This window comes from Azohydromonas lata NBRC 102462 (assembly GCF_001571085.1).
Taxonomy (GTDB): Bacteria; Pseudomonadota; Gammaproteobacteria; order Burkholderiales; family Burkholderiaceae_C; genus Azohydromonas; species Azohydromonas lata.
The window spans coordinates 17,321-39,947 of the sequence record NZ_BCTC01000040.1 but is presented as its reverse complement, the minus strand read 5'-3'; the positions used below and the strand labels follow the sequence as shown (position 1 = coordinate 39,947).

The window sequence follows — 22,627 nt, the reverse complement described above, 5'->3', positions numbered from 1 at the left end:
GCGGCCACGGGGGTCAAGTGGCCAGCGGATCGAGGCCGGCCTGGCGCAGCAGTTCGCAGGTGCGCATCAGCGGCAGGCCGACCAGCGCGGTGGGGTCGTCGGAGTCTATGCGCTGCAGCAGTGTCACTCCGAGGCTTTCGCTCTTGGCGCTGCCAGCGCAGTCAAAGGGCTGGTCCAGGTGCAGGTAGCGTTCGATCTCGGCGTCGGAGAGTGCGCGAAACGTCACCGTCACGGGCGCCAGCAGCGCCTGCGCGAAGCCGGTGTCGCGCCGCACAACGGCCACCGCGGTTTGAAACACCACCTGCTGCGCGCTCATGCGGCGCAATTGCTGAACGGCACGCTCGAAGTCACCGGGCTTGCCTATGGGCTCGCCATGCAGGTCGGCGACCTGGTCCGAACCGATGACGATGGCTTCAGGATGCTCCGCCGCTACCGCCTGGGCCTTGGCCAGCGCCAGGCGCAGGGCCAGCGCGGCCGGCCTTTCGCCCGGCAGCGGCGTTTCATCGGTGTGCGGCGCCTGCACCGTAAAGGGCAGCCGCAGCCGCTGCAGCAGCTCGCGCCGGTAGCGCGAAGTGGAGGCAAGGATCAGCGAGGGCTTCATCCTCGGCATTGTCCCATCCGTCCCGGAAGGGGCTGTGTGCCCGCTTAAACTGCCCGCGATGAAAGCCCGTTCCCATGATCCCCTGCGCCTGGACCTCGAAAACTTCATTGCCGACGAGGCCTCGCTGCAGGGAAGCTGGCCGCTGACGCAGTTCGAGCGGCTGCTGGATGGCTGGCCCGCCGAGGCGCCGGCGGCCGACGGCGACGTGCAGTGGTCCGCCAGCGGCGAGCTGCGCAAGCCCAAGTCGCTGGAGCCCGAGCGCTGGCTGCACCTGGAGGCGCACACGCAGGTCTGGCGCGATTGCCAGCGCTGTTTGCAGCCCGTGGCGGTACCGCTGTCGCTGCAGCGCAGCCTGCGCTTCGTGCGCGACGAGGCCGAGGCCGCGCGGCTGGACAGCGAGAGCGAGGACGACGTGCTGGCACTGGAGCGCGCCTTCAACCTGCGCGCCCTGGTAGAAGACGAGCTGCTGCTGGACATGCCGCTGGTGCCGCGCCACGAGCAGTGCCCGCAGCCGCTGGCCGTCCCGGCCGAGCCGGAGGAAGAGGAAGAGCCTGCCCGGGAAAATCCCTTTGCCGCATTGGCCCGGCTGCGCAGGCGCCCGCAGGGCTCCGGCAATGGTTCCGATGGCAGCGACGCCTGATTTTTGACGGCCGGCAAAGTCCGGTACTTGGGCTGGGAAAGCTCGCCTGCTATACTCGCGGGCTTCGTTCATTGGTGCCCCATGGCGCTGCCCGATGGTTGGGTTGCGCAAACCGGGAGGCGGGGCAGCAGGGAAGAAGGCATTTCAAGGAGCCTTCTTCCTTTTTGCACGGCAGTTGTTTCGCCGTGCCCGCTGCCTGCTTCATGTCGCGTGGGGGCCGTCGCTGCACTCGGATCCGGTGCTTTCCGGCCGGCGCAGGTTCTGCTCGGCAAGAGCGCAGGAGAATCCAACATGGCCGTTCAACAAAACAAGAAGTCCCCTTCCAAGCGTGGCATGCACCGCTCGCACAATGCGCTGACCCAGCCGGGCACCGCGGTCGAGCCCACCACCGGTGAAGTGCATCTGCGTCACCACATCAGCCCCAACGGTTTCTACCGTGGGCGCAAGGTGCTGGCCACCAAGTCCGACGCCTGAGCGTGATCTGAGGGCCGGCGCTGCGCTGCCGGTTCCGCCTGCCTGAGCCTCATGCTGCTCGTCCGCTGGTCGCATATGGCGCCTGCGGGTGTTTTCGCGCCGGGCGGCATTGCGCTTGCCGCGCTGCCGTCTGTCCTGTGCCGGTTCACAGCGGGCAGGCCGTTTCTGGATCCACTCGTGTCCTCTTCGTCTCACGCTGCACTTTCCAAGGTGCGTCTGGCCGTCGACTGCATGGGCGGCGACCATGGGCCGGCCGTCACGCTGCCGGCCTGCCAGTCGTTTTTGCGCAAGCATCCGGACGCTGAGCTGTTGCTCGTGGGTACCGAACAGGCGCTGGCCGCGGTGCGCGGCTGGGAGCGCTGCACGCCGGTGGTGGCTACCGAGGTCGTCACCATGGACGATCCGGTGGAAGTGGCCTTGAGGCGCAAGAAGGATTCGTCCATGCGCGTGGCCATTTCGCTGCTCAAGGCGGCCGAGGGCCAGAGCGCGCGCGCCGACGCCTGCGTCTCCGCCGGCAACACCGGCGCGCTGATGGCCGTGGCGCGCTACGTGCTCAAGACGCTGCAAGGCATAGACCGCCCGGCCATCGCCACGGTCATGCCCAATCGGCGCGACGGCTTCACCACCATGCTTGACCTGGGCGCCAACGTGGACTGCACGGCCGAGCACCTGCTGCAATTCGCCGTCATGGGCAGTGCGCTGGTGTCGGCGGTGGAAGGCAAGGAAGAGCCCACGGTGGGGCTGCTCAACATTGGCGAGGAAGCCATCAAGGGCAGCGACACCATCAAGCGGGCCGCCGAACTGCTGCGCGCGGCCGCCGCCGCCGGGCAGCTCAACTTCCATGGCAACGTCGAAGGCAACGACGTCTTCAAAGGCACCACGGACATCGTGGTGTGCGACGGCTTCGTCGGCAACGTGCTGCTCAAGGCCTCCGAAGGCCTGGCCTCGATGATGGCCGACTTCATACGTCAGGAATTCACGCGCAACGTCTTCACGCGGCTGGCCGCGCTGGCGGCGCTGCCCGTGCTCAATCGTTTCAAGGCGCGGGTGGATCCCCGGCGCTACAACGGCGGGGCGCTGCTTGGGTTGCGCGGGCTGGTGTTCAAGAGCCACGGCTCGGCCGACGCCTTCGCCTTCGAGAACGCCCTGGCGCGTGCCTATGATGCCGCCCGCAACCGGCTGCTGGACCGGGTTCACGATCGCATTCTCGGTACCCTGCAGGCGGCCGCGCCGGGTCCGGTGGTTCACGCTGCATGACTTCCAACGCATCCCGCTTCTCGCTCTCGCGCATTGCCGGCACCGGCAGCGTGCTGCCGCCGCGCCGGCTCACCAATGCCGACCTGGTGCAACAACTGGCCGAGCGAGGCCTGGAAACGTCCGACGAGTGGATCGTCGAGCGCACCGGCATCAAGGCGCGCCACTTCGCAGACCCGGGCGTCAACTCCAGCGACCTGGCGGCGCAGGCGGCACGCCAGGCCATGGAGGCCGCCGGCGTGCAGCCGGCGCAGATCGATCTGGTCATCGTCGCCACGTCCACGCCGGACATGGTGTTTCCCTCGGTGGCCTGCATGGTGCAGCGCAAGCTGGGCATTCCGGGCGGTGCGGCTTTCGACGTGCAGGCCGTGTGCTCGGGCTTCGTCTACGGGCTGACCATCGCCGACGCCATGATCCGCTGCGGCAGCGCCTCGCGCGCGCTGGTGATTGGCGCGGAAGTGTTCTCGCGCATCCTCGACTTCAACGACCGCACCACCTGCGTGCTGTTTGGCGACGGCGCCGGCGCCGTGGTGCTCGAAGCCAGCGACAAGCCCGGCATCGTGGCCAGCGAGCTGCATGCCGACGGCCGCTACGCCGACATCCTGTGCACGCCGGGCACGGTTTCGGGAGGGCAGGTCATTGGTGATCCGGTGCTCAAGATGGACGGCCAGGCGGTGTTCAAGCTGGCCGTGAGCGTGCTGGCCGAGGTGGCGCACTCGGTGCTGGCCAAGGCCGGCCGCACCGAGGCCGACATCGACTGGCTCATCCCGCACCAGGCCAACATCCGCATCATGCAAAGCACGGCGCGCAAGCTCAAGCTGCCCGCCGACAAGGTCATCGTCACGGTGGACCAGCAGGGCAACACATCGGCGGCATCCATCCCGCTGGCGCTGGACGCCGGCGTGCGCGATGGCCGCATCAAGCGTGGCGATACGCTCATGCTCGAAGGCGTGGGCGGCGGCTTCACCTGGGGCGCCGTCCTGCTGGACTTCTGAAAAGAGCAGCGCCCGCGCCCGCCCATTGGCATCCACTTTCCCGTTTCAGCAGAGATGACTACGTTCGCATTCGTCTTTCCCGGCCAAGGCTCGCAGGCCGTGGGCATGCTCGACGCCTGGGGCGACCATCCGGCCGTGCGCAGCACGCTTGAAGAGGCTTCGGCCGCGCTGGGCGAGGACGTGGCGCGCCTGATCCAGGAGGGTCCGAAGGCGCAGCTGGACCTCACCACCAACACCCAGCCCGTCATGCTCACGGCCGGCATCGCCTGCTGGCGCGCCTGGCTGGCCGAAGGCGGCGCGCAGCCGCAGGCGCTGGCCGGCCACTCGCTGGGCGAGTACACGGCGCTTGTGGCCGCGGGCGCGCTGAGCCTGTCCGATGCGCTGCCGCTGGTGCGGCTGCGTGCGCAGGCCATGCAGGAGGCCGTGCCCGTGGGCACCGGCGCCATGGCCGCCATCCTGGGCCTGGACGCGCAGGCCGTGCGCGAGGGCTGCGCCGAGGCCGCCGCGGCCTGCGGCGAGGTGGTCGAGGCCGTGAATTTCAACGACGCCAAGCAGACCGTGATCGCCGGCACCAAGGCCGGCGTCGAGAAGGGCTGCGAGGTGCTCAAGGCCAAGGGCGCCAAGCGCGCGTTGCCGTTGCCCGTGTCCGCACCGTTCCACTCCAGCCTGATGAAGCCCGCCGCCGAGCGGCTGCGCGAGAAGCTGGCGACGGTGACGCTCAACGTGCCCGCCATTGCCGTGGTCAACAACATCGACGTGGCCGCGCCCGTGGAGCCTGACGCCATCCGCGACGCGCTCTACCGCCAGGCCTTCGGCCCGGTGCGCTGGGTGGAAGTGGTGCAGGCGCTCAAGGCCCGCGGCATCACGCACGTGGTCGAGTGCGGCCCGGGCAAGGTGCTGGCCGGCATGGTCAAGCGCATCGACGCCGAGCTGCAGGGCGCGGCGCTGTTCGATCCGGCCTCGCTGGCCGAAGTGAAGGGATTCCTGGCATGAGCGCTCCTGCTCTGAACGAACAAGTCGCGCTCGTGACGGGCGCTTCGCGCGGCATCGGCCGCGCCATCGCGCTGGCACTGGCGCAGTCCGGCATGAAGGTCATAGGCACGGCCACGACCGATGCGGGCGCGCAAGCCATCACCGAGGCGCTGTCGGCTTTTGCCGGCTGCAGCGGCCTGAAGCTCGACGTCACCGACGCCGCCGGCGCCGATGCCGCCATAGACGCCATCGTCAAGGACCACGGCGCGCTGCACGTGCTGGTCAACAACGCCGGCATCACGCGCGACCAGCTGGCCATGCGCATGAAGGACGCCGACTGGGACGCGGTGCTGGACACCAATCTCAAGGCGGTGTTTCGCATGAGCCGCGCCGTGATGCGTCCGATGATGAAGCAACGATATGGCCGCATCGTGAACATCACTTCCGTGGTGGGCGCCTCCGGCAACCCGGGCCAGGCCAACTACGCCGCCGCCAAGGCCGGCGTGGCCGGCATGACGCGGGCGCTGGCGCGCGAGCTCGGCAGCCGCGGCGTCACCGTGAACTGCGTGGCTCCGGGCTTCATCGCTACCGACATGACCGAAGTGCTGCCCGAGGCGCAAAAGACCGCGCTGCTGCAGCAGATTCCGCTGGGCCGTCTGGGGCAGCCGCAGGAAATCGCCGATGCGGTGTGTTTCCTGGCCTCGCCGCAGGCCGGCTACATCACTGGTTCCGAGCTGCATGTCAATGGCGGCATGTTCATGCATTGAGATGCCCTGAGAAGTAGCACCGAGTTGGCCCACCGGGGCGTCAAGGGGTCTCCCCCTCGGACGCGTAGAATCCGGGCCGTTTGAGCAATTCCCTCCTGGAGGAGTCAATGAGCGATATCGAAGCACGTGTCAAGAAAATCATCGCCGAGCAACTCGGCGTGCCCGAGGCCGAAGTGACCAACGAGAAGGCCTTCGTGGCCGATTTGGGCGCGGACTCGCTCGACACGGTGGAGCTGGTGATGGCGCTGGAAGACGAGTTCGGCATCGAGATTCCGGACGAGGACGCCGAGAAGATCACCACGGTGCAACTGGCGATCGACTACGCCGTCAAGAACAACAAGGGCTGAACGGAGCATGAGCCGTCGTCGCGTCGTCATTACCGGGCTGGGGTTGATCAGCCCGGTCGGCAACTCGGTGGCCGAAGGTTGGGCCAACTTGCTCGCCGGCCAGTCGGGTATTGACCACATCACGAAGTTCGACGCGTCGGGGCTGTCCTGTCGCTTCGCCGGCGAGGTGCGCGGCTTCAATGTGGAGGAGTACATCCCCGGCAAGGAAGCTCGCCACATGGACACGTTCATCCATTACGGGATGGCAGCGTCCATTCAGGCCGTGCAAGACGCCGGCTTGCCCACCGGCAGCGAGCTCACCGAGGAAAGCGCCGAGCGCATCGGCGTGATCGTGGGGTCGGGCATCGGCGGCCTGCCCCTGATCGAGCAGACCCAGGACGAATACCGGGCCCGCGGCGCACGCCGCATCTCGCCGTTCTTCGTTCCGTCGTCGATCATCAACATGATCTCGGGCCACGTGTCCATCCGCTTCGGATTCACGGGTCCCAACCTGGCCGTCGTCACCGCCTGCACCACGGGCCTGCACTGCATTGGCGAAGCCGCGCGGCAGATCCAGCTTGACGCAGCCGACGTGATGGTGGCCGGCGGCGCCGAGAGCACCGTCTCGCCGCTGGGCGTGGGCGGCTTTGCCGCGGCGCGCGCGCTGTCCACGCGCAACGACGACCCCAAGACCGCCTCGCGGCCCTGGGACAAGGATCGCGACGGCTTCGTGCTGGGCGAGGGCGCCGGCGTGCTGGTGCTCGAAGAGTACGAACACGCCAAGAAGCGCGGCGCCAAGATCTACGCCGAGCTCATCGGCTTCGGCATGGGCGCGGACGCCTTCCACATGACCGCGCCCAACGTGGATGGCCCAAAGCGCTCCATGCGCGCGGCGCTGCGCGACGCCGGCGTCAATGCCGACGAGGTGCAGTACCTCAATGCGCACGGCACGTCCACGCCGCTGGGTGACCTCAACGAAACCAACGCCATCAAGCTGGCCTTTGGTGACCACGCCGGGAAACTGGTTGTGAACTCCACCAAGTCCATGACTGGCCACCTGCTCGGTGGTGCCGGCGGCGTGGAGTCGCTGTTCACCGTGCTGGCGCTGCATCACCAGGTGTCGCCCCCGACGATCAACATCATCAACCAGGACCCGGAGTGCGACCTGGACTACTGCGCCAACACGGCGCGGGAGATGAAGATCGACGTGGCGGTGAAAAACAACTTCGGCTTCGGCGGCACCAACGGCACGCTGGTGTTCAAGCGCGTTTGACGCGCCTGCCGCGTCCGACGCCGCCGCTGAATGCACACGGCCCCGGCCGTTCACCTGACCCTGGAGGCCGACACGCCCTGGCGTGTCGGCCTTTGCCTTTTGTGCGCCGTGGCGGTGGCTGTACCCGCGGCCTGGCTGGCGCTGTGGCTGAAGGTGCCGCCGCTGCAGGCGTTCGGGGCCGCGGCGCTGGCCGCGTTGCCGGCGCTGGTCCTGCCCTGGCGCCGCGCCGCGCCCGCCGGGCGCGCCCTGGCCTGGGACGGCGCGCAGTGGTGGCTCTGCCCGCACGGCGCCGCCCAGCCCTGCCCGGGCAAGGTACAACTCATGCTGGATCTGGGAGTGTGGCTGCTGTTGCGCTTCACGCCGCTGCCCGCGCCGCCCGCCCGCGGCGCGTGCTGGCTGGCACTGTCGCAATCACGCCACGCCCCCCACTGGCATGCGCTGCGCTGCGCGCTGCATGCTCCCCCGACCACCGAACCCGCGGCCCAAGCGCCGCACCACGATTGACGCCCCCATGAGCGCCGAAGCCGATGCCCTGCTGGTCGAACGCGTCAAGCGCGGGGATCAGCGCGCCTTCGAGCTGCTGGTCATCAAGTACCAGCGCCGCGTGGAGCGCCTCATAGGCCGCATGGTGCGCGACGTCGACCTTGTGGCCGACATCGCGCAGGAAACCTTCATCCGCGCCTACCGTGCGCTGCCGCAGTTCCGCGGCGAAAGCGCCTTCTACACCTGGCTCTACCGCATCGCCGTCAACACGGCCAAGAAGGCGCTGGTGGAGCTCAAGCGCGATCCGCTGGTCCCCGAGGCGGCCTACGCGCACCAGTCGGACGACGGCGAGGAAACTTCCCGCGTCGAGAACGAACTAAGCGACGGCGAGACCCCAGAGGCGGTTTTGGCCAGCAAGGAAGTGGCCGCCACGGTCAACGCTGCGATCGATGCCCTGTCGGAAGACCTGCGCCAGGCCATCACGCTGCGGGAGATCGAGGGGCTGAGTTACGAAGAGATCGCGGAAGTAATGAATTGCCCCATCGGCACCGTGCGCTCGCGCATTTTCCGCGCGCGTGAGGCCATTGCGCAGCGCCTGCGCCCCTTGCTGGGCACGCGCGGCGACGAACGCTGGTAGGGCTTGGAGCACAAGCATGGAGCGCCCAATGCCAGATGACCGGCACGACCCATCGCAACCCGAGCAGGCGCTGTCGGCGCTGATGGACGGTGAGCTCGACTCCGCGGCCGCCGCCCGGCTGGCCGACGCCTGCCGTGGTGACGCGCGGCTGCGCGCCGCCTGGCACAGCTACCACCTCATAGGCGACGTGATGCGCTCGCAGGACCTGGCGCAGCGCCCCGCGCACGACGCGGCTTTCCTGTCGCGGCTGCGCGAGCGCCTGGCCGACGAGCCCGTGCTGCTGGCGCCTCAACCCGTGGCGGTGGCCGCCGCCGCGCCGAGCGGACAGCGCCGCTGGCGACTGCCGCGCCGGGCCTGGGCCGCTTCGGCCGTGGCCGCCGGCGCCATGGCCGTGGGCGGCGTGCTGGTGGCCACGCGGCTGCAGGACGCCGTGCTGCCGCCGCCCGGCGGCGGCGCGGTGGTGGCCCAGGCGCCGCGTGCGCCGCAGGCGCTGGTCGGCACCACGCTGCCGGTGGCCGGTGCGCCGGAGGCCACGCCCGTGGTCCAGGCCGATGACCGGCTGCTGCGCGACGCACGGCTGGACCGCTATCTCTCCGCGCACAAGCAGTGGGGCAGCAGCTTCGCCACGCCGGTGGTGGCGGTGCACAACGCCGCCGCCCAGCGCTGAACCCGATCGTGACGATGCGCAGACGGGAGTGGGTGCATGCGGTGGTGTGGCCGGCACTGGCTTTGTTCGCGCCGCCGCTGTGGGCGGCGTCGTCGGACAACGCCGCGTGGCTGCAGCGGCTGCGCGAGGCGGCGCAGCACCGCAATTTCCAGGGCACGCTGGTGCACAGCGTGGGCGGTACGGCCAGCAGCTCGCGCGTGGCGCACTTCGGCGACAACGGCCACCAGTACGAGCGCATGGAGATGCTGGACGGCCAGATGCGCCGCGTCTTCCGCCATGACGACGTGGTGCTCACCCTGTGGGCTGACCGCCGCGTGGCCGTGATCGAACAGCGCGAGCCCGGCACCACCATGCCCGTGCTCATGCGCGCGCGGCCGGACGAGCGTGTCTTCGAGCGTTACGAGCTGCGCCCGCAGGGGCAGGATCGCGTCGCCGGCCACGAGGCCGACGTGTATTTGCTGCAGCCGCGCGACGCCTTGCGCTTTGCCCAACGCATGTGGATGGAGAGCAACAGCTCGCTGCCGCTGCGCGTGGACCTCATCGCCCCCGATGGCCGCGTGCTGGAGAGCGCCGCCTTCAGCGAGCTCACCCTGGGCGTCAAGCCGCAGGCCGAGAGCGTGCTGCGCCCCATGCGCAAGCTGGAGGGCTACCGCGTGCAGCGCACCTCGCTGGCGCGCACGCGGCTGGAGGCCGAAGGCTGGAGCGCGCCGGAGGTGCCCGGCTTCGAGCAGCGCAGTTGCGTCAAGCGCGTGCTCAACGACGCGGGCGAGGAGGGCGGTGCCGGCGAAACGCTGCAGACCGTCTATGCCGATGGGCTCACGCACGTGTCGCTGTTCATTGAGCCCTACCGCGGCGAGCACCAGCGCCCCATGCAGACCGCCATAGGCGCCACCCATACCCTGATGCAGCGCCAGGGCGCCTGGTGGATCACCGTCGTGGGCGAGGTGCCCATGGCCACACTGCAGAAATTCGCGGCCGGGCTGGTGCGCCGGCCGGAAGGCCCCAAGTAAAACCACTTCAACACACAAGGGATTTTCATGCGAGTTGATGGCGTATTGCTGGGCCACCAGGCCCGCCGGGTCGCGCTGGCCTCGCTGGCCGCCGTGAGCTTGGGCGTGGCCGTGGCCGCGCCCGCGCGCGCCCAACAAGGTCCGGCCCAAGCGCCGGCGCAGGCGCAGGTGCTGCCGGACTTCACCGAGCTCGTGGACCGCGTCGGCCCCGCGGTGGTCAACATCCGCACCCTGGAGCGCGCGCGCGCCGGCAACGGCCGCGGCACGCCGGAAATGGACGAAAGCCTGGAGGAGTTCTTCCGCCGCTTCGGCATTCCCATGCCCGGCCGGCCCGACCCGCGCCGCGGCCCGCCCGGCAACGGCGGTAGCGGCGACGAGCCCCAGCAGCGCGGCGTGGGCTCGGGCTTCATCCTCAGCGCCGACGGCTACGTCATGACCAACGCCCACGTGGTGGAAGGCGCCGACGAGGTCATCGTCACCCTTACCGACAAGCGCGAGCTCAAGGCCCGCATCGTCGGCGCCGACACCCGCACCGACGTGGCCGTGGTCAAGATCGACGCCACTGGGCTGCCCTTCGTGCGCATCGGCGACGTGGGCCGGCTGCGCGTGGGCGAATGGGTGGTGGCCATCGGCTCGCCCTTCGGCCTGGACAACACCGTCACCGCCGGCATCGTCAGCGCCAAGCAGCGCGACACGGGCGACTACCTGCCCTTCATACAGACCGACGTCGCCATCAACCCCGGCAACTCCGGCGGCCCGCTGCTGAACATGCGCGGCGAGGTGGTGGGCATCAACTCGCAGATCTACAGCCGCTCCGGCGGCTTCATGGGCATCTCGTTCGCGATTCCCATCGACGAGGCCATGCGCGTGGCCGACCAGTTGCGCACCAACGGCCGCGTCGTGCGCGGGCGCATCGGCGTGCAGATCGCGCCGGTGACCAAGGAGGTGGCCGAGTCCATAGGCCTGGGCAAGCCCGTGGGCGCGCTGGTGCAGAACGTCGAGGCCGGCAGCCCGGCGGACAAGGCCGGCATAGAGGCCGGCGACATCATCACCAAGGTGGACGGCCGCACCGTGGAGCGCTCCGGCGAGCTGCCGCGCGTCATCGGCAACACCAAGCCCGGCACGCGCACCACGCTGCAGGTGTTCCGCCGCGGCGGCTACCGCGACCTGGCGGTGACGGTGGCCGAGATCGAGCCGGAGAAGCCGCGCCGCGCCGCGCAGGCCGAAAGCGCCCCGCGCGCCACCAGCGCCACGCCCATCGGCCTGTCGGTGTCCGACCTCAGCGATGCCCAGCGCCGCGATCTCAAGGTGCGCGGCGGCGTGCGTGTGGAAAACGCGGACGGCGCCGCCGCCCGCGCTGGGCTGCGCGAGGGCGACGTCATCCTCGCCATGGACAACGTCGAGATCACCAGCGCCCGCCAGTTCAGCGCCCTGGTGGACAAGGCCGACCGCTCCAAGCCCATCTCCGTGCTGGTGCGGCGCGGCGAGCAGTCCAACTTCCTCATCATCCGGCCCGGCGCCAGCGCCCGCTGAGCGGCCGCCCGGCACGCTCCGCAAGACCCGGCGCCCCACTGGGGCGCCGGGTCTTTTCGTGATGCGCAATATCCGAGGGTCGCACTGGGGCGTCTGCGGGCCCCGACAGCGCCGGCCGGCCGCCGGCGCCGGCCCGCTCCCGGGGCGGCTTGCCCGGGCGATGCCAAGGGCTTGCCGTGCAAGGCCCGAGACGCCGCAGGCATGTGGATAAACTGTTGAAAATTACTGCCGGAGAAGCCCTCAAGACTTGTTGCGGTGACGGTTTGAGGCTGGCCGGCGGGGGGCTTTTGGCTACAATGAAGGCCCAACAAGCAGTTGCCATACGTTTTGTTGGAAGGCGCGTCACCGTTTCGACGTGCCTTTTTTTTGACCCCCGACCCCTGACCCCGACAGGCCGCCCGCGCGGCGGCGTGTCGCCGGGCCGATCCGCGGCGATGCTGCGCCGACTGCGCGGCGGCCGCGATTGACGCCGCCCAAAGGCTTCGGCCCCTCGCATTCCGCTCGCATGGACCACATCCGCAATTTCTCCATCATTGCCCACATCGACCACGGCAAGAGCACGCTGGCCGATCGCCTCATCCAGCGCTGTGGAGGCCTGAGCGACCGCGAGATGGAGGCCCAGGTGCTCGACTCGATGGACATCGAGCGCGAGCGCGGCATCACCATCAAGGCGCAGACCGCCGCGCTGCAATACAAGGCGCGCGACGGCAAGGTTTACAACCTCAACCTCATCGACACGCCGGGGCACGTGGACTTCTCTTACGAAGTCAGCCGCTCCCTTTCGGCCTGCGAGGGTGCGCTGCTGGTGGTGGACGCCTCCCAGGGTGTGGAGGCCCAGACGGTGGCCAACTGCTACACCGCGCTGGACCTGGGCGTGGAGGTCATCCCCGTCCTGAACAAGATGGACCTGCCGCAGGCCGACCCCGAGCGCGCCAAGGAGGAGGTCGAGGACGTCATCGGCATCGACGCCGCCGACGCCATTCCCTGCTCGGCCAAGACCGGCCTGGGCATCGACGACATCCTCGAAGCCGTCGTCGCCCGCATGCCGCCGCCCAAGGGCGACCCCGACGGCCCGCCGCGGGCCATGATCATCGACGCCTGGTTCGACAACTACGTCGGCGTCGTGATGCTGGTGCGCGTGGTGGACGGCCAGATCGGCAAGGGCGAGCGCATCCGCATGATGGCCACCAACGCCGTCTACGGCGTCGAGCACCTGGGCGTGTTCACGCCCAAGAGCGAGAACCGCGACGCGCTGCGCGCCGGCGAGGTGGGCTTCGTGATCTGCGGCATCAAGGAGCTGGCCGCAGCCAAGGTGGGCGACACCGTCACCCTGGAAAAGAAGCTGCCCAACAACGCCGGCCCCGCCACCGAGGCGCTGCCGGGCTTCAAGGAAATCCAGCCCCAGGTGTTCGCGGGCCTGTACCCCAGCGAAGCCAGCGAGTACGACCAGCTCCGCGACGCGCTGGAGAAGCTCAAGCTCAACGACAGCTCGCTGCGCTACGAGCCGGAAGTCTCGCAGGCGCTGGGCTTCGGCTTTCGCTGCGGCTTCCTGGGCCTGCTGCACATGGAAATCGTGCAGGAGCGCCTGGAGCGCGAGTTCGACCAGGACCTGGTGACCACCGCGCCCAGCGTGGTGTACGAGGTGGAGCTGGGCGACGGCGAGGTCATCGAGGTCGAGAACCCCAGCAAGATGCCGGACGTGGGCCGCATCCGCGAGATCCGCGAGCCCATCGTGACCGTGCACCTGTACATGCCGCAGGACTACGTGGGCCCCGTCATGACGCTGGCCAACCAGAAGCGCGGCGTGCAGCTCAACATGGCCTACCACGGCCGCCAGGTCATGCTCACCTACGAGCTGCCGCTGGCCGAGATCGTGCTGGACTTCTTCGACAAGCTGAAGTCCGTGTCGCGCGGCTACGCGTCCATGGACTACGAGTTCAAGGAATATCGCGCCGCGGACGTGGTGAAGGTGGACATCCTCATCAACGGCGATCGCGTGGACCCGCTGGCCATGATCGTGCACCGCTCGCAGAGCCAGTACCGCGGCCGCGCCGTGGCGGCCAAGATGCGCGAGCAGATCCCGCGCCAGATGTACGACGTGGCCATCCAGGCCGCCATCGGCGCCAACATCATCGCCCGCGAGAACATCAAGGCGCTGCGCAAGAACGTGCTGGCAAAATGCTACGGCGGCGACATTACCCGCAAGCGCAAACTGCTTGAAAAGCAGAAGGCCGGCAAGAAACGCATGAAGCAGATCGGCTCCGTCGAGGTGCCGCAGGAAGCGTTCCTGGCCATTCTCCAGGTGGACGACTGACACAACGAATGAGCTCTATTACCGCGGTTCTGTATGGGGCCCTGATCGTCTATCTCGGCGGCTGGTTCATGGGCTACTGGATGGGCAACTTCGCCCTGCTGCTGTTCATCCTCACGCTGGTGACCATGGTCTACTGGCTGGCCGAGCGGCTGCGCTTCCGCCCGGCGCGCGAAGCCGCCGCGGCGCAGCTGGAGGCGCAGGACGCCTCGCGCCGCGCCGAGCTGGCCAAGATGGGCATCGAGAAGGTGGACGGCGACGTCACCGAGGCCCGCCGCAAGGTGCTGGCGCAACCTTGGTGGCTGGACTGGACGGCCGGGCTCTTCCCCGTCATCGTCGCCGTCTTCTTCCTGCGCAGCTTCCTGTTCGAGCCCTTCAAGATCCCGTCGGGCTCCATGATCCCGACGCTGCTGGTGGGCGACCTCATCCTGGTCAACAAGTACCACTACGGCGTGCGGCTGCCGGTGCTCAACAAGAAGGTCGTTTCCAACCACGAGCCCGCGCGCGGCGACGTCATCGTCTTCCGCTACCCCGTGGACCCGCGCGTGGACTACATCAAGCGCGTCGTGGGCTTGCCCGGCGACGAGGTGAGCTACCTCAACAAGCAGCTCACCATCAACGGCCAGCCCGTGCCCACCTCGCAACTGCCGGACTTCTACGACGAAGACAGCCTGCGCTACGCGCAGCAGTACAGCGAGAAGCTCGGCGAGGTGGAGCACCGCATCCTCATCGACCGCGAGCGCCCCGCCTTCATTCCCGGCAACCACGCCTTCCCCAACAGCTCGGCCTGCCGCTACAGCGCCGAAGGCGTGAGCTGCAAGGTGCCCGCCGGCCACTACTTCGTGATGGGCGACAACCGCGACAACTCGCAGGACTCCCGCTACTGGGGCTTCGTCCCGGACGAGAACATCGTCGGCCGCGCCTTCTTCGTGTGGATGAACTTCGGCAACCTCAGCCGCATAGGCGCCTTCCATTGAAGCCGCCGCGTGCCGCCCAACCGCAGCCCTGGGGGCGCGGGCAGGGCGGCGCGCGCCCCAGGGGGCCGTCCGTTTTTCCCCGCAGCTTCTCCCGCAGTTTTTCCCCCAGCCTTCGCCCGCAGCGCGGGCTGTCGCTGATCACGCTGCTGCTGTGGGCCGTGCTGCTGGTCGCGCTGGTGCTGGCGGCGCTGCGGGTGCTGCCTTCGGTGAACCAGTACTACGCGGTGCGCCGCGCGGTGGAGAAACTGGTGGGCACCAGCCTCAATCCGGCCGACATTCGTGCCGACTTTGACAAGCAGCGCGCCGCCAACCCGGAAATTTCCGTGCTGCGCGGCGATGATCTGGACATACGGCGCGACGGCGACCACCTCGTCATCCGCTTTGCCTACGACAAGCAGATCGAGCTCGTGCACCCTGTGTACCTGCTCATCAAGTACCACGGCCGCTCGCGTTGAAGGCGCGCCACTTGCCCGCACATTCAAGCCTATGGACCACCGAATCGATGCACTGCAGCAACGCCTGGGCTACCGCTTCGCGCAGCCCCGGCTGCTGCAGCGCGCACTCACGCACCGCAGCTTTGGCGCCGACCACAACGAGCGGCTCGAATTCCTGGGCGATGCCGTCCTGAGCATCACCATCTCCGCGCTGCTGTACGAGCGCTTCAGCGGCTCGGACGAGGGCGACCTCACCCGCGTGCGCGCCCACCTCGTGCGCGAGGACAGCCTGCACCGCGTGGCGCTGCAGTTGGGCCTGCCGGAGGTGCTGCGCCTGTCCGAGGGCGAAGCCCGCGGCGGCGGCGCGCAGCGCCCCTCCATCCTGGCCGACGCGCTGGAGGCCATCCTGGGCGCCGCCTTCCTGGACGGCGGCTTCGAGCCCGCGCAGGCCCTGGTGCGCCGCCTCTTCGGCGAGGTCATCGCCTCCACCGAGATGGACGGCTGGAGCAAGGACCCCAAGACCGAGCTGCAGGAATGGCTGCAGGCGCGCCGCCTGGCCGTGCCCGTCTACCGCATCGTGGCCACGCGCGGCCAGGCGCATGCCCAGACCTTCGAGGTCGAATGCGCCGTGCCCGCCCTGGGCCTGGCCGAGCCCGGCGAAGGCCGCTCCCGCCGTACCGCCGAGCAGGACGCCGCCCGGCGCCTGCTCGACATCCTCAAGTCCAGCGACCGCCCCGGCGGCCCGCTGCGCTCCTGAAGCATTTCCGTGAATTCCAAACCCGACGCCTCCGACCCCACCGCCGCGGCCCCCGCTGACGCCGCCGCCGCCGTGCCCTCCACCCCGTCCGCCGACGCGGCCGCCCCCGCCGCGGCTGCCCAAGCCGACGCCGCCCGTCTGGCCGCCGACCCCGACGCCAGCGGCGCCGTGGAGGAGGGCGCCGACACCGGCGCCGAGGACGACGACGACGCGCTGGCCCACGCCGACTTCGGCGGCGAGGACGGCGACGACGAAGAGGCGTACGAGGACGAAGAGGGCGACGAGCGCCCCGCCGTCGACCTGGACGCCGCCTTTGGCGGCAAGTCCGCCGCCGCCACCGGCGTGGCCGGCCAGCGCTGCGGGCTGGTGGCCATCGTGGGCCGGCCCAACGTGGGCAAGAGCACGCTGCTCAACGCGCTGGTGGGCCAGAAGGTGAGCATCACCTCGCGCAAGGCGCAGACCACGCGCCACCGCATCACCGGCATACGCACCGAGGGCGACGCGCAGTTCGTGTTCGTGGACACGCCGGGCTTCCAGACCAAGCACAGCACCGCGCTCAACCGCAACCTCAACCGCACCGTGCAGGGCGTGCTGTCGGACGTGGACGTGGTGCTCTTCCTGGTGGAGGCCGGCCGCTTCGGCCTGGACGACGCCAAGGTGCTGGCGCTGCTGCCGCAGGACAAACCCGTGCTGCTCATCGCCAACAAGCTCGACGCCGTGCACCGCCGCAACGACATGCTGCCCTGGCTCAAGTCCATGCAGGAGCGCCGCAACTTCGCCGAGTTCGTCCCGCTCTCCGCCCGCAAGGACGCCGACGTCAAGCGCCTCGTGGACATCGTGAAACCCTACCTGCCGGAGCAGGCCTGGTTCTACGAGGAGGACGCGCTCACCGACCGCAGCGACCGCTTCCTGGCCGCCGAGCTCATCCGCGAGAAGCTCTTCCGCCTCACCGGCGACGAGCTGCCCTACAGCTGCACGGTGGTCATCGACAAGTTCGAGGAAGAGGGCAAGCTGCGGCGGATTGCCGCCACCATCGTCGTGGAGCGCGATGCGCACAAGGGCATGGTCATCGGCGACAAGGGCGAGGTGCTCAAGCGCATCGGCAGCGAGGCGCGCCAGGAGCTGGAGCGGCTGATGGATGCCAAGGTCTTCCTGGAGCTGTGGGTCAAGGTGCGCTCCGGTTGGGCCGACAGCGAGGAGCACCTGAGGTCTTACGGGTACGAGTGAAGAGCAAAGCCCCGCCCCAGGCGGCCTACGTGCTGCACCGCTGGGACTGGAGCGAATCCAGCCTGGTGCTGGACCTCTTCACCCGCGAGCACGGCCGCGTGGCCGTGGTCGCCAAGGGCGCCAAGCGCCCGTACTCGCAGCTGCGCCCTGTGCTGCTGCCTTTCCAGCGCCTGAACGTCCACTTGGGCCGCAGCGCCGAGGCCGAGGTGCAGCTCCTGCGCGGCGCCGAGTGGGCCGGCGGCGCGCCCATGCTCAGCGGCGAGGCGCTGTTCTCGGGCTTCTACCTCAACGAGCTGCTCATGAAGCTGCTCGCCCGCCACGACGCCCACCCCGCGCTCTTCGACGCCTACGCCGACACGCTGCCCGCGCTCTCCGGCGGCAACGAGCTGCGCGCGCAGGCCGCGCTGCGCGCCTTCGAGCTGCTGCTGCTGCGCTCCATCGGCCTGCTGCCGGACCTGGCCCACGTCACGCTGCGCCTGACGGCCACCGAGCCGCGCGCGCGCTACGCGCTGCGCGCCGAATCCGGCCTGGTGGACGTTGCCGGCGCCGACGCCGCGCTCTCCGGCCAGGCCTGGGCCGGCGTGCAGGCCGCGCTGGACGCCGGCAACCTGGGCGCGCTGCAGGCCGCCTGCCTCACCGAGCTGCAGCCGCTGCGCGGGCAGTTGCGCGCGCTGCTTCACTATCATCTCGGGTCCCCGCTGCTGCGCACCCGCGAGGTGATGCGCGACCTGCAGCGGCTCACGGACGTCTCGCCCAACGCGGCCTGACGCGCCTTCCTCCTCCTCCCAGCAGGACCCCTCGCGCCATGAATCCCCTGGTGGCTCCCGAATCCTCCGCGCGCGACGCGCGCACCGCGCTGTCGGTCAACCTCAACAAGGTCGCGCTGCTGCGCAACACGCGCCACCTGGGCATTCCCAGCATCACGCGCGCGGCCGAGCTGGTGCTGCAGTCCGGCGCCCAGGGCATCACCGTGCACCCGCGGCCGGACGAGCGCCACATCCGCGGCGAGGACGTCCACGCCCTGGCCGAGCTGCTCAAGGGCTGGCCGCAGATCGAATACAACATCGAGGGCAACCCCTTCCACAACCTCGTCGGCTTCATCGAGGCCGTGCGGCCGCACCAGGCCACCTTCGTCCCCGACAACGTGGAGCAGTTCACCTCCGACCACGGCTGGAACCTGCCGGCCGACCTGGAGCGGCTGGAACCCGTGATCCGGCACGTCAAGGCGCTGGGCGTGCGCGTGAGCCTGTTCATGGACCCGGTGCCTGAAGCCATGGCCTACGCCGCCCAAGCCGGCGCCGACCGCGTGGAGCTCTACACCGAGGCCTACGCCCGCGCCTGGGGCACCGCCGACGAGGACGCCGTGCTCGCCCAATACGCCCGCGCCGCCGAGGCCGCGCTGGCCGCCGGCCTGGGCATCAACGCCGGGCACGACCTGAACCGCGACAACCTCACCCGCTTCCTGCGCGAAGTGCCGGGCGTGGCCGAGGTCTCCATAGGCCACGCGCTCATCGCCGACGCCCTGGAGCTGGGCTACGCCGAGACCGTGCGCGACTACCAGCGCTGCATACAGCGCGCCTTCGCCCCCGTGCCGGCTCGATGATCGTCGGCATAGGCACCGACGTCTGCGACGTGCGGCGCATCGCCGCCACGCTCGGCCGCAAGAGCGACCGTTTCCCGCAGCGCGTGCTTGGGCCCAACGAGCAGCAGGTGTTCGCCGCGCGCCGCGCGCGCGCCGAGTCGCGCGGCGTGGCCTACCTGGCCACCCGCTTCTCGGCCAAGGAAGCTTTTTCCAAGGCCATAGGCCTGGGCATGCACATGCCCATGCGCTGGCGCGACTGCGAAATCCTCAACCACGCCAGCGGCCAGCCCTACCTCCAGCTCCACGGCGCGCTGGCGGCCTGGTTCCAGTCCCGGGGCTGGCAGGCGCACGTGACCTTGAGCGACGAGACCGACTACGCCGTGAGCTTCGTCGTGGTCGAAACGCAACCCACCACCCCGCCCATTCCGCAACACCCATGACTGCACACCAGCACGCCCCGGTGGTGCTCGACATCGCCGGCCTGGCGCTGGACGACGCCGACCGCCGCCGTCTCCAGCACCCGCTCACCGGCGGCCTGATCCTGTTCGCCCGCAACTGGGAAAACCGCCGCCAGCTCACCGAGCTCACGGCCGAGATCAAGAGCCTGCGTCCCGACGTGCTGATCTGCGTGGACCACGAAGGCGGCCGCGTCCAGCGCTTCAAGACCGACGGTTTCACGCACCTTGCGCCCATGGCCCGCCTGGGCGAGCTGTGGATGAAGGACGCCATGACGGCCACCGACGCCGCCACCGCCGCCGGCTACGTGCTGGCGTCCGAGCTGCGCGCCTGCGGCGTGGACTTCAGCTTCACCCCCGTGCTGGACCTGGACCACGCGCAAAGCGCCGTCATCGGCAACCGCGCCTTCCACCGCGACGCGCGCGTGGCCACCGTCCTCGCCAAGAGCCTCATGCACGGGCTGCTGCTGGCGGGCATGCAGAGCTGCGGCAAGCATTTCCCCGGGCACGGCTTCACCAAGGCCGACTCGCACGTGGACGTGCCGGTGGACAAGCGCTCCCTGAAAGCCATCCTGGGCGACGACGCCAAGCCGTATGAATGGCTGTCCACCTGCCTGGCCTCGGTGATGCCGGCGCACGTGGTCTATCCCAAGGTGGACGCGCGCCCGGCCGGCTTCTCGGCCAAGTGGCTGCAGGACATCCTGCGCGGCCGGCTCGGCTTCACCGGCGCCGTGTTCAGCGACGACCTGAGCATGGAAGGCGCGCGGCGCCTGGACGGCGAAGTGGTGGGCTACACCGACGCGGCCGTGGCGGCACTGACGGCCGGCTGCGATCTGGTGCTGCTGTGCAACCAGTCCCTCAACGGCGGCGCCGCGGTGGACGAGTTGCTGGACGGCCTGCAAGCCGCCCTGGAGCGTGGCCAATGGCAAGGCGAGCCCGACAGCGAAGCCCGCCGCGTGGCCCTGCTGCCGCAGGGCGCGCCTTTCCCCTGGGACGAGCTGATGCACCAGCCCACGTACCAGCGGGCGCTGGAGCGCCTGCCCTGAGCGAGGGAGCGCCGCGCTGCTGTCCGGGGAAAGCGATGCCGAACTTGTCATCGCGTCAGCTAAGGGACTTCGCTCACTGCTTCGTCATGCCCGCTTTCGCGGGCATGACGGGAGAGGGAGCGAAACGCCTTTGCCTCAGATCAGCGGCATCTCCCCGCTGTGCGGCGGGCCACTGAACAGCAGCTCTCCCGTGTCCGCCGAGATGAGGTGCAGCCGGATGAAGCTGTCGCGGCGGGCGGATTGGGCGAACCAGCGCGAGAGCAATTGCGCGAACAGGTGCAGGCCGCAGCCTGTGAAGTGCTCCTCCCGCACCGTCAGCCGCAGCGCCGTGCCGCGCAGCATGCGGGGGCCGAAGGCGTCGGCCATGCAGGCTTGGGCGGGCTGGCTGTCCAGCGCGGTGAGGCCCTCCAGCAGCTCCGCGGTGCGCGGGCTGCACGCGAGGTCCAGCAGCCGCAGCGCGTCCTTGAGCGCCTCCAGCCCCGTCGCGTAGGGTGAGAGCGGCCGCGGCGTGAGCAGCGACAGCAGCCGCCACGCCATGCCCCCGCCCAGGGCCGCGCGGCGCACCGGCGTGGGTTCGCGCAGCAGCCGTATGGCGTCCCAGTGGCCGCCGCCCGCGCAAGCCAGCTCGCCGCGGGCCTGGCCGGCCACCAGACGCCCGGCATGCCCGCCGTTGCCGGCGTGCAGCGACAGCTTGAGCACCGCCGCGGGCAGGTCCACGGCGGCGCCGGCCTCGTCCACCACCTCCACCACCAGCCCGGCCGGGTTGGCGGGCGTGGCCGGCTCGCGCCGTACCACCCAGTACAGCCCGCCTTCCGGCGTGGGCCAGGCACTGGGCAGCCGCCGCGCCTCCTGCGTCCAGGCCGGCTCCAGGCCGTGCCCCAGCGAGCACCAGGGCTCCAGCGGCCAGCCCTCGCCGTCGCTCCCGGCGGCGGACGACGCGGCGGTGCCATCGGCAGCAGCGGCACCCTCCCGCGTCGCGGCGCTGCGCGCCTGCAGCCGCACGCCGGTGACGGCCAGCACCTCCAGCGCGGGCGGCTGCGCCGCGGGGCTCAAGGCGAAGCGGCTGGGGTGGCCGGGCAGGGGATGCGCCTCGGCGGCGGCCTCAAAGGCGTTGACCACCGGTACGCAGTTGGTCAGGAAGTCGGCCGCCGACACCTCGCGCAGCCGCCGCAGCGCCTCGCCGCCCTCGTGCAGCCCCGTGAGCGCGAAGTGCAGCCACAGCGTGCGCTGCTCGCTGCGCCAGGCCGCCACGGGCAGCGGGAAGTCCAGGAAGTTGAACTTCTCCGGGAAGCAGAACCACTCGGCCAGCAGCCGCTGCGCGGCGGGCCAGCCGGGCCTGGCGCCCAGGAGGGATTCGGCATCGGCCAAGCCCACGGCCAGGGGCTGCGCGCAGGCGTCGAGTTGCCAGGGGCCATGCGGCTGCACCTGCACCAGCGTGGCGGACACGCGGCGCGTGAGCGCCTCGCGCAGCACGGCCGCGCGCCGCGGCTCGCCCCCCAGGTGCAGCCGCAGCGTGGACACGCCCAGCGTCCCCCAGCACCCCGTCGCCGACGTCAGCTCCAACTGCAGCGACAGCAGCGCCGAGGCGTGCCGCGGCACGGGCGAGCCCGGCGGCATGTTGGGCGTGGTGGTGAAGGCGGCCGACGCCACGCGCACGGGCAGCACTTGCGCCTCGGCCGTGGTGGTGAAGCGGCACACGCCGCCCGGCCCGGCCGACAGGCTGTGCAGCGCCGTGCCGGCGGGCAGCCGCTGGGCGATGGAGGTTTCGCGTCCGGCCACGTCGTTGTCCAGCCGCGCGATGGCGCAGCCGGGCAGGGGCCGCAGCCACTGCGGCGCCAGCCGCTCCAGCAGCGGGTGGGTGATTTCCGGCACGTCGTCGTCCAGCCGGGCATGCACGCGCGCAGCCAGCAGCGCGAAGGACTGCAGCAGGTGTTGCACCTGCGGGTCCTGCAGCAGCTCGCCGCTGGCCGACAGCCGCCCGGCGATGTGCGGATGGCGCTGCGCGAATTCCTCGGCCTGCTGCTGCAGCAGCGCCAACTCGCGTTCGTAATGCGGCAGCAATTCATGCATGGCGGTTTCCCCCAGGCCTGTGAAAGCGCCCACTGTGAAAGACCCTCGGCCCAGTAAACCCTTTGCGCGGTATTCCCGGCGCAATTTGTTTTCCGGTTCCGTGGGCCGCGGAAGCGGCGGTGGAGGCATGGAATTT

At 69.9% G+C, this 22,627-nt stretch carries 24 protein-coding genes; 22 read left to right on the top strand and 2 right to left on the bottom strand.

Translation table 11 applies throughout. The annotated features are described in order from the left end of the window. Window positions 1-13 precede the first annotated feature (13 nt). Window positions 14-610, bottom strand: a complete 597-nt coding sequence (locus ALA01S_RS15240; protein ID WP_066337807.1) for a Maf family nucleotide pyrophosphatase — start codon at window positions 608-610, stop codon at window positions 14-16. 49 nt (window positions 611-659) lie between these two features. Here ALA01S_RS15240 and ALA01S_RS15235 point away from each other — a divergent pair, with 49 nt between their 5' ends. The 22 genes from ALA01S_RS15235 to nagZ all read left to right on the top strand — a co-directional run bounded on the left by ALA01S_RS15235 (window position 660) and on the right by nagZ (window position 20,421). Next, window positions 660-1,241, top strand: a complete 582-nt coding sequence (locus ALA01S_RS15235) for a YceD family protein (protein ID WP_066337805.1) — start codon at window positions 660-662, stop codon at window positions 1,239-1,241. Window positions 1,242-1,532: 291 nt separating this feature from the next. Then, window positions 1,533-1,715, top strand: coding sequence for a 50S ribosomal protein L32 (gene rpmF / locus ALA01S_RS15230; protein ID WP_066337804.1), 183 nt, complete (start codon window positions 1,533-1,535; stop codon window positions 1,713-1,715). A gap of 210 nt (window positions 1,716-1,925) precedes the next feature. Next, window positions 1,926-2,972 carry a phosphate acyltransferase PlsX gene (gene plsX / locus ALA01S_RS15225; RefSeq protein WP_259375522.1) on the top strand — a complete coding sequence of 349 codons (1,047 nt, stop codon included), beginning with the start codon at window positions 1,926-1,928 and terminating at the stop codon, window positions 2,970-2,972. Then, complete coding sequence (locus ALA01S_RS15220; protein ID WP_066337802.1) at window positions 2,969-3,964, top strand: beta-ketoacyl-ACP synthase III; 996 nt, start codon at window positions 2,969-2,971, stop codon at window positions 3,962-3,964. The genes plsX and ALA01S_RS15220 overlap by 4 nt, the downstream gene beginning before the upstream one ends. A 54-nt stretch (window positions 3,965-4,018) precedes the next feature. Further along, window positions 4,019-4,957 (top strand): ACP S-malonyltransferase, encoded by a 939-nt coding sequence (gene fabD / locus ALA01S_RS15215; RefSeq protein ID WP_066337800.1) that lies wholly within the window; start codon window positions 4,019-4,021, stop codon window positions 4,955-4,957. After that, the gene (fabG, locus tag ALA01S_RS15210; RefSeq protein ID WP_066337798.1) at window positions 4,954-5,703 is read left to right on the top strand and encodes a 3-oxoacyl-ACP reductase FabG; all 750 of its coding nucleotides are present in this window, start codon (window positions 4,954-4,956) and stop codon (window positions 5,701-5,703) included. Before fabD ends, fabG begins: the two co-directional genes overlap by 4 nt. Window positions 5,704-5,810: 107 nt before the next feature. Further along, complete coding sequence (acpP, locus tag ALA01S_RS15205) at window positions 5,811-6,050, top strand: acyl carrier protein (protein WP_066337796.1); 240 nt, start codon at window positions 5,811-5,813, stop codon at window positions 6,048-6,050. Window positions 6,051-6,057: 7 nt separating this feature from the next. Beyond that, a complete protein-coding gene (gene fabF, locus ALA01S_RS15200; RefSeq protein ID WP_066337794.1) occupies window positions 6,058-7,302 on the top strand; it encodes a beta-ketoacyl-ACP synthase II in 1,245 nt (414 codons plus the stop codon). Window positions 7,303-7,332: 30 nt separating this feature from the next. Further along, on the top strand, window positions 7,333-7,806 hold the full coding sequence (locus ALA01S_RS15195) for a hypothetical protein (RefSeq protein ID WP_066337793.1): 474 nt from the start codon (window positions 7,333-7,335) through the stop codon (window positions 7,804-7,806). A 7-nt stretch (window positions 7,807-7,813) separates the two neighbouring features. After that, window positions 7,814-8,422, top strand: coding sequence for an RNA polymerase sigma factor RpoE (gene rpoE / locus ALA01S_RS15190; protein ID WP_066337791.1), 609 nt, complete (start codon window positions 7,814-7,816; stop codon window positions 8,420-8,422). A gap of 16 nt (window positions 8,423-8,438) precedes the next feature. Further along, window positions 8,439-9,089 carry a sigma-E factor negative regulatory protein gene (locus ALA01S_RS15185; protein ID WP_084267599.1) on the top strand — a complete coding sequence of 217 codons (651 nt, stop codon included), beginning with the start codon at window positions 8,439-8,441 and terminating at the stop codon, window positions 9,087-9,089. 14 nt (window positions 9,090-9,103) lie between these two features. Then, entirely contained in the window at window positions 9,104-10,099 is a 996-nt protein-coding gene (locus ALA01S_RS15180) for a MucB/RseB C-terminal domain-containing protein (RefSeq protein ID WP_084267598.1), read from the top strand. A gap of 27 nt (window positions 10,100-10,126) precedes the next feature. After that, window positions 10,127-11,632: a DegQ family serine endoprotease gene (locus tag ALA01S_RS15175; RefSeq protein WP_066337785.1), complete on the top strand. Its 1,506-nt coding sequence runs from the start codon at window positions 10,127-10,129 to the stop codon at window positions 11,630-11,632. 505 nt (window positions 11,633-12,137) lie between these two features. Continuing rightward, window positions 12,138-13,946, top strand: a complete 1,809-nt coding sequence (lepA, locus tag ALA01S_RS15170; protein WP_066337784.1) for a translation elongation factor 4 — start codon at window positions 12,138-12,140, stop codon at window positions 13,944-13,946. A gap of 8 nt (window positions 13,947-13,954) precedes the next feature. After that, window positions 13,955-14,920, top strand: a complete 966-nt coding sequence (lepB, locus tag ALA01S_RS15165; RefSeq protein ID WP_066337783.1) for a signal peptidase I — start codon at window positions 13,955-13,957, stop codon at window positions 14,918-14,920. Then, window positions 14,917-15,375, top strand: a complete 459-nt coding sequence (locus tag ALA01S_RS15160; RefSeq protein ID WP_066337777.1) for a DUF4845 domain-containing protein — start codon at window positions 14,917-14,919, stop codon at window positions 15,373-15,375. Before lepB ends, ALA01S_RS15160 begins: the two co-directional genes overlap by 4 nt. Before the next feature lie 31 nt (window positions 15,376-15,406). Continuing rightward, window positions 15,407-16,111: a ribonuclease III gene (gene rnc / locus ALA01S_RS15155; protein ID WP_066337775.1), complete on the top strand. Its 705-nt coding sequence runs from the start codon at window positions 15,407-15,409 to the stop codon at window positions 16,109-16,111. Between the two features lie 300 nt (window positions 16,112-16,411). Then, window positions 16,412-17,338, top strand: a complete 927-nt coding sequence (gene era / locus ALA01S_RS15150) for a GTPase Era (RefSeq protein ID WP_066337825.1) — start codon at window positions 16,412-16,414, stop codon at window positions 17,336-17,338. After that, window positions 17,335-18,105 carry a DNA repair protein RecO gene (recO, locus tag ALA01S_RS15145; protein ID WP_066337774.1) on the top strand — a complete coding sequence of 257 codons (771 nt, stop codon included), beginning with the start codon at window positions 17,335-17,337 and terminating at the stop codon, window positions 18,103-18,105. The genes era and recO overlap by 4 nt, the downstream gene beginning before the upstream one ends. Before the next feature lie 38 nt (window positions 18,106-18,143). Further along, the gene (locus ALA01S_RS15140) at window positions 18,144-18,941 is read left to right on the top strand and encodes a pyridoxine 5'-phosphate synthase (RefSeq protein ID WP_066337773.1); all 798 of its coding nucleotides are present in this window, start codon (window positions 18,144-18,146) and stop codon (window positions 18,939-18,941) included. Next, window positions 18,938-19,360: a holo-ACP synthase gene (gene acpS / locus ALA01S_RS15135; RefSeq protein ID WP_066337771.1), complete on the top strand. Its 423-nt coding sequence runs from the start codon at window positions 18,938-18,940 to the stop codon at window positions 19,358-19,360. The genes ALA01S_RS15140 and acpS overlap by 4 nt, the downstream gene beginning before the upstream one ends. Next, window positions 19,357-20,421, top strand: coding sequence for a beta-N-acetylhexosaminidase (gene nagZ / locus ALA01S_RS15130; protein WP_066337770.1), 1,065 nt, complete (start codon window positions 19,357-19,359; stop codon window positions 20,419-20,421). Before acpS ends, nagZ begins: the two co-directional genes overlap by 4 nt. Window positions 20,422-20,556: 135 nt before the next feature. Here nagZ and tssF read toward each other — a convergent pair whose 3' ends face one another. Next, window positions 20,557-22,491, bottom strand: coding sequence for a type VI secretion system baseplate subunit TssF (gene tssF, locus ALA01S_RS15125; protein ID WP_066337769.1), 1,935 nt, complete (start codon window positions 22,489-22,491; stop codon window positions 20,557-20,559). Window positions 22,492-22,627: the final 136 nt, after the last annotated feature.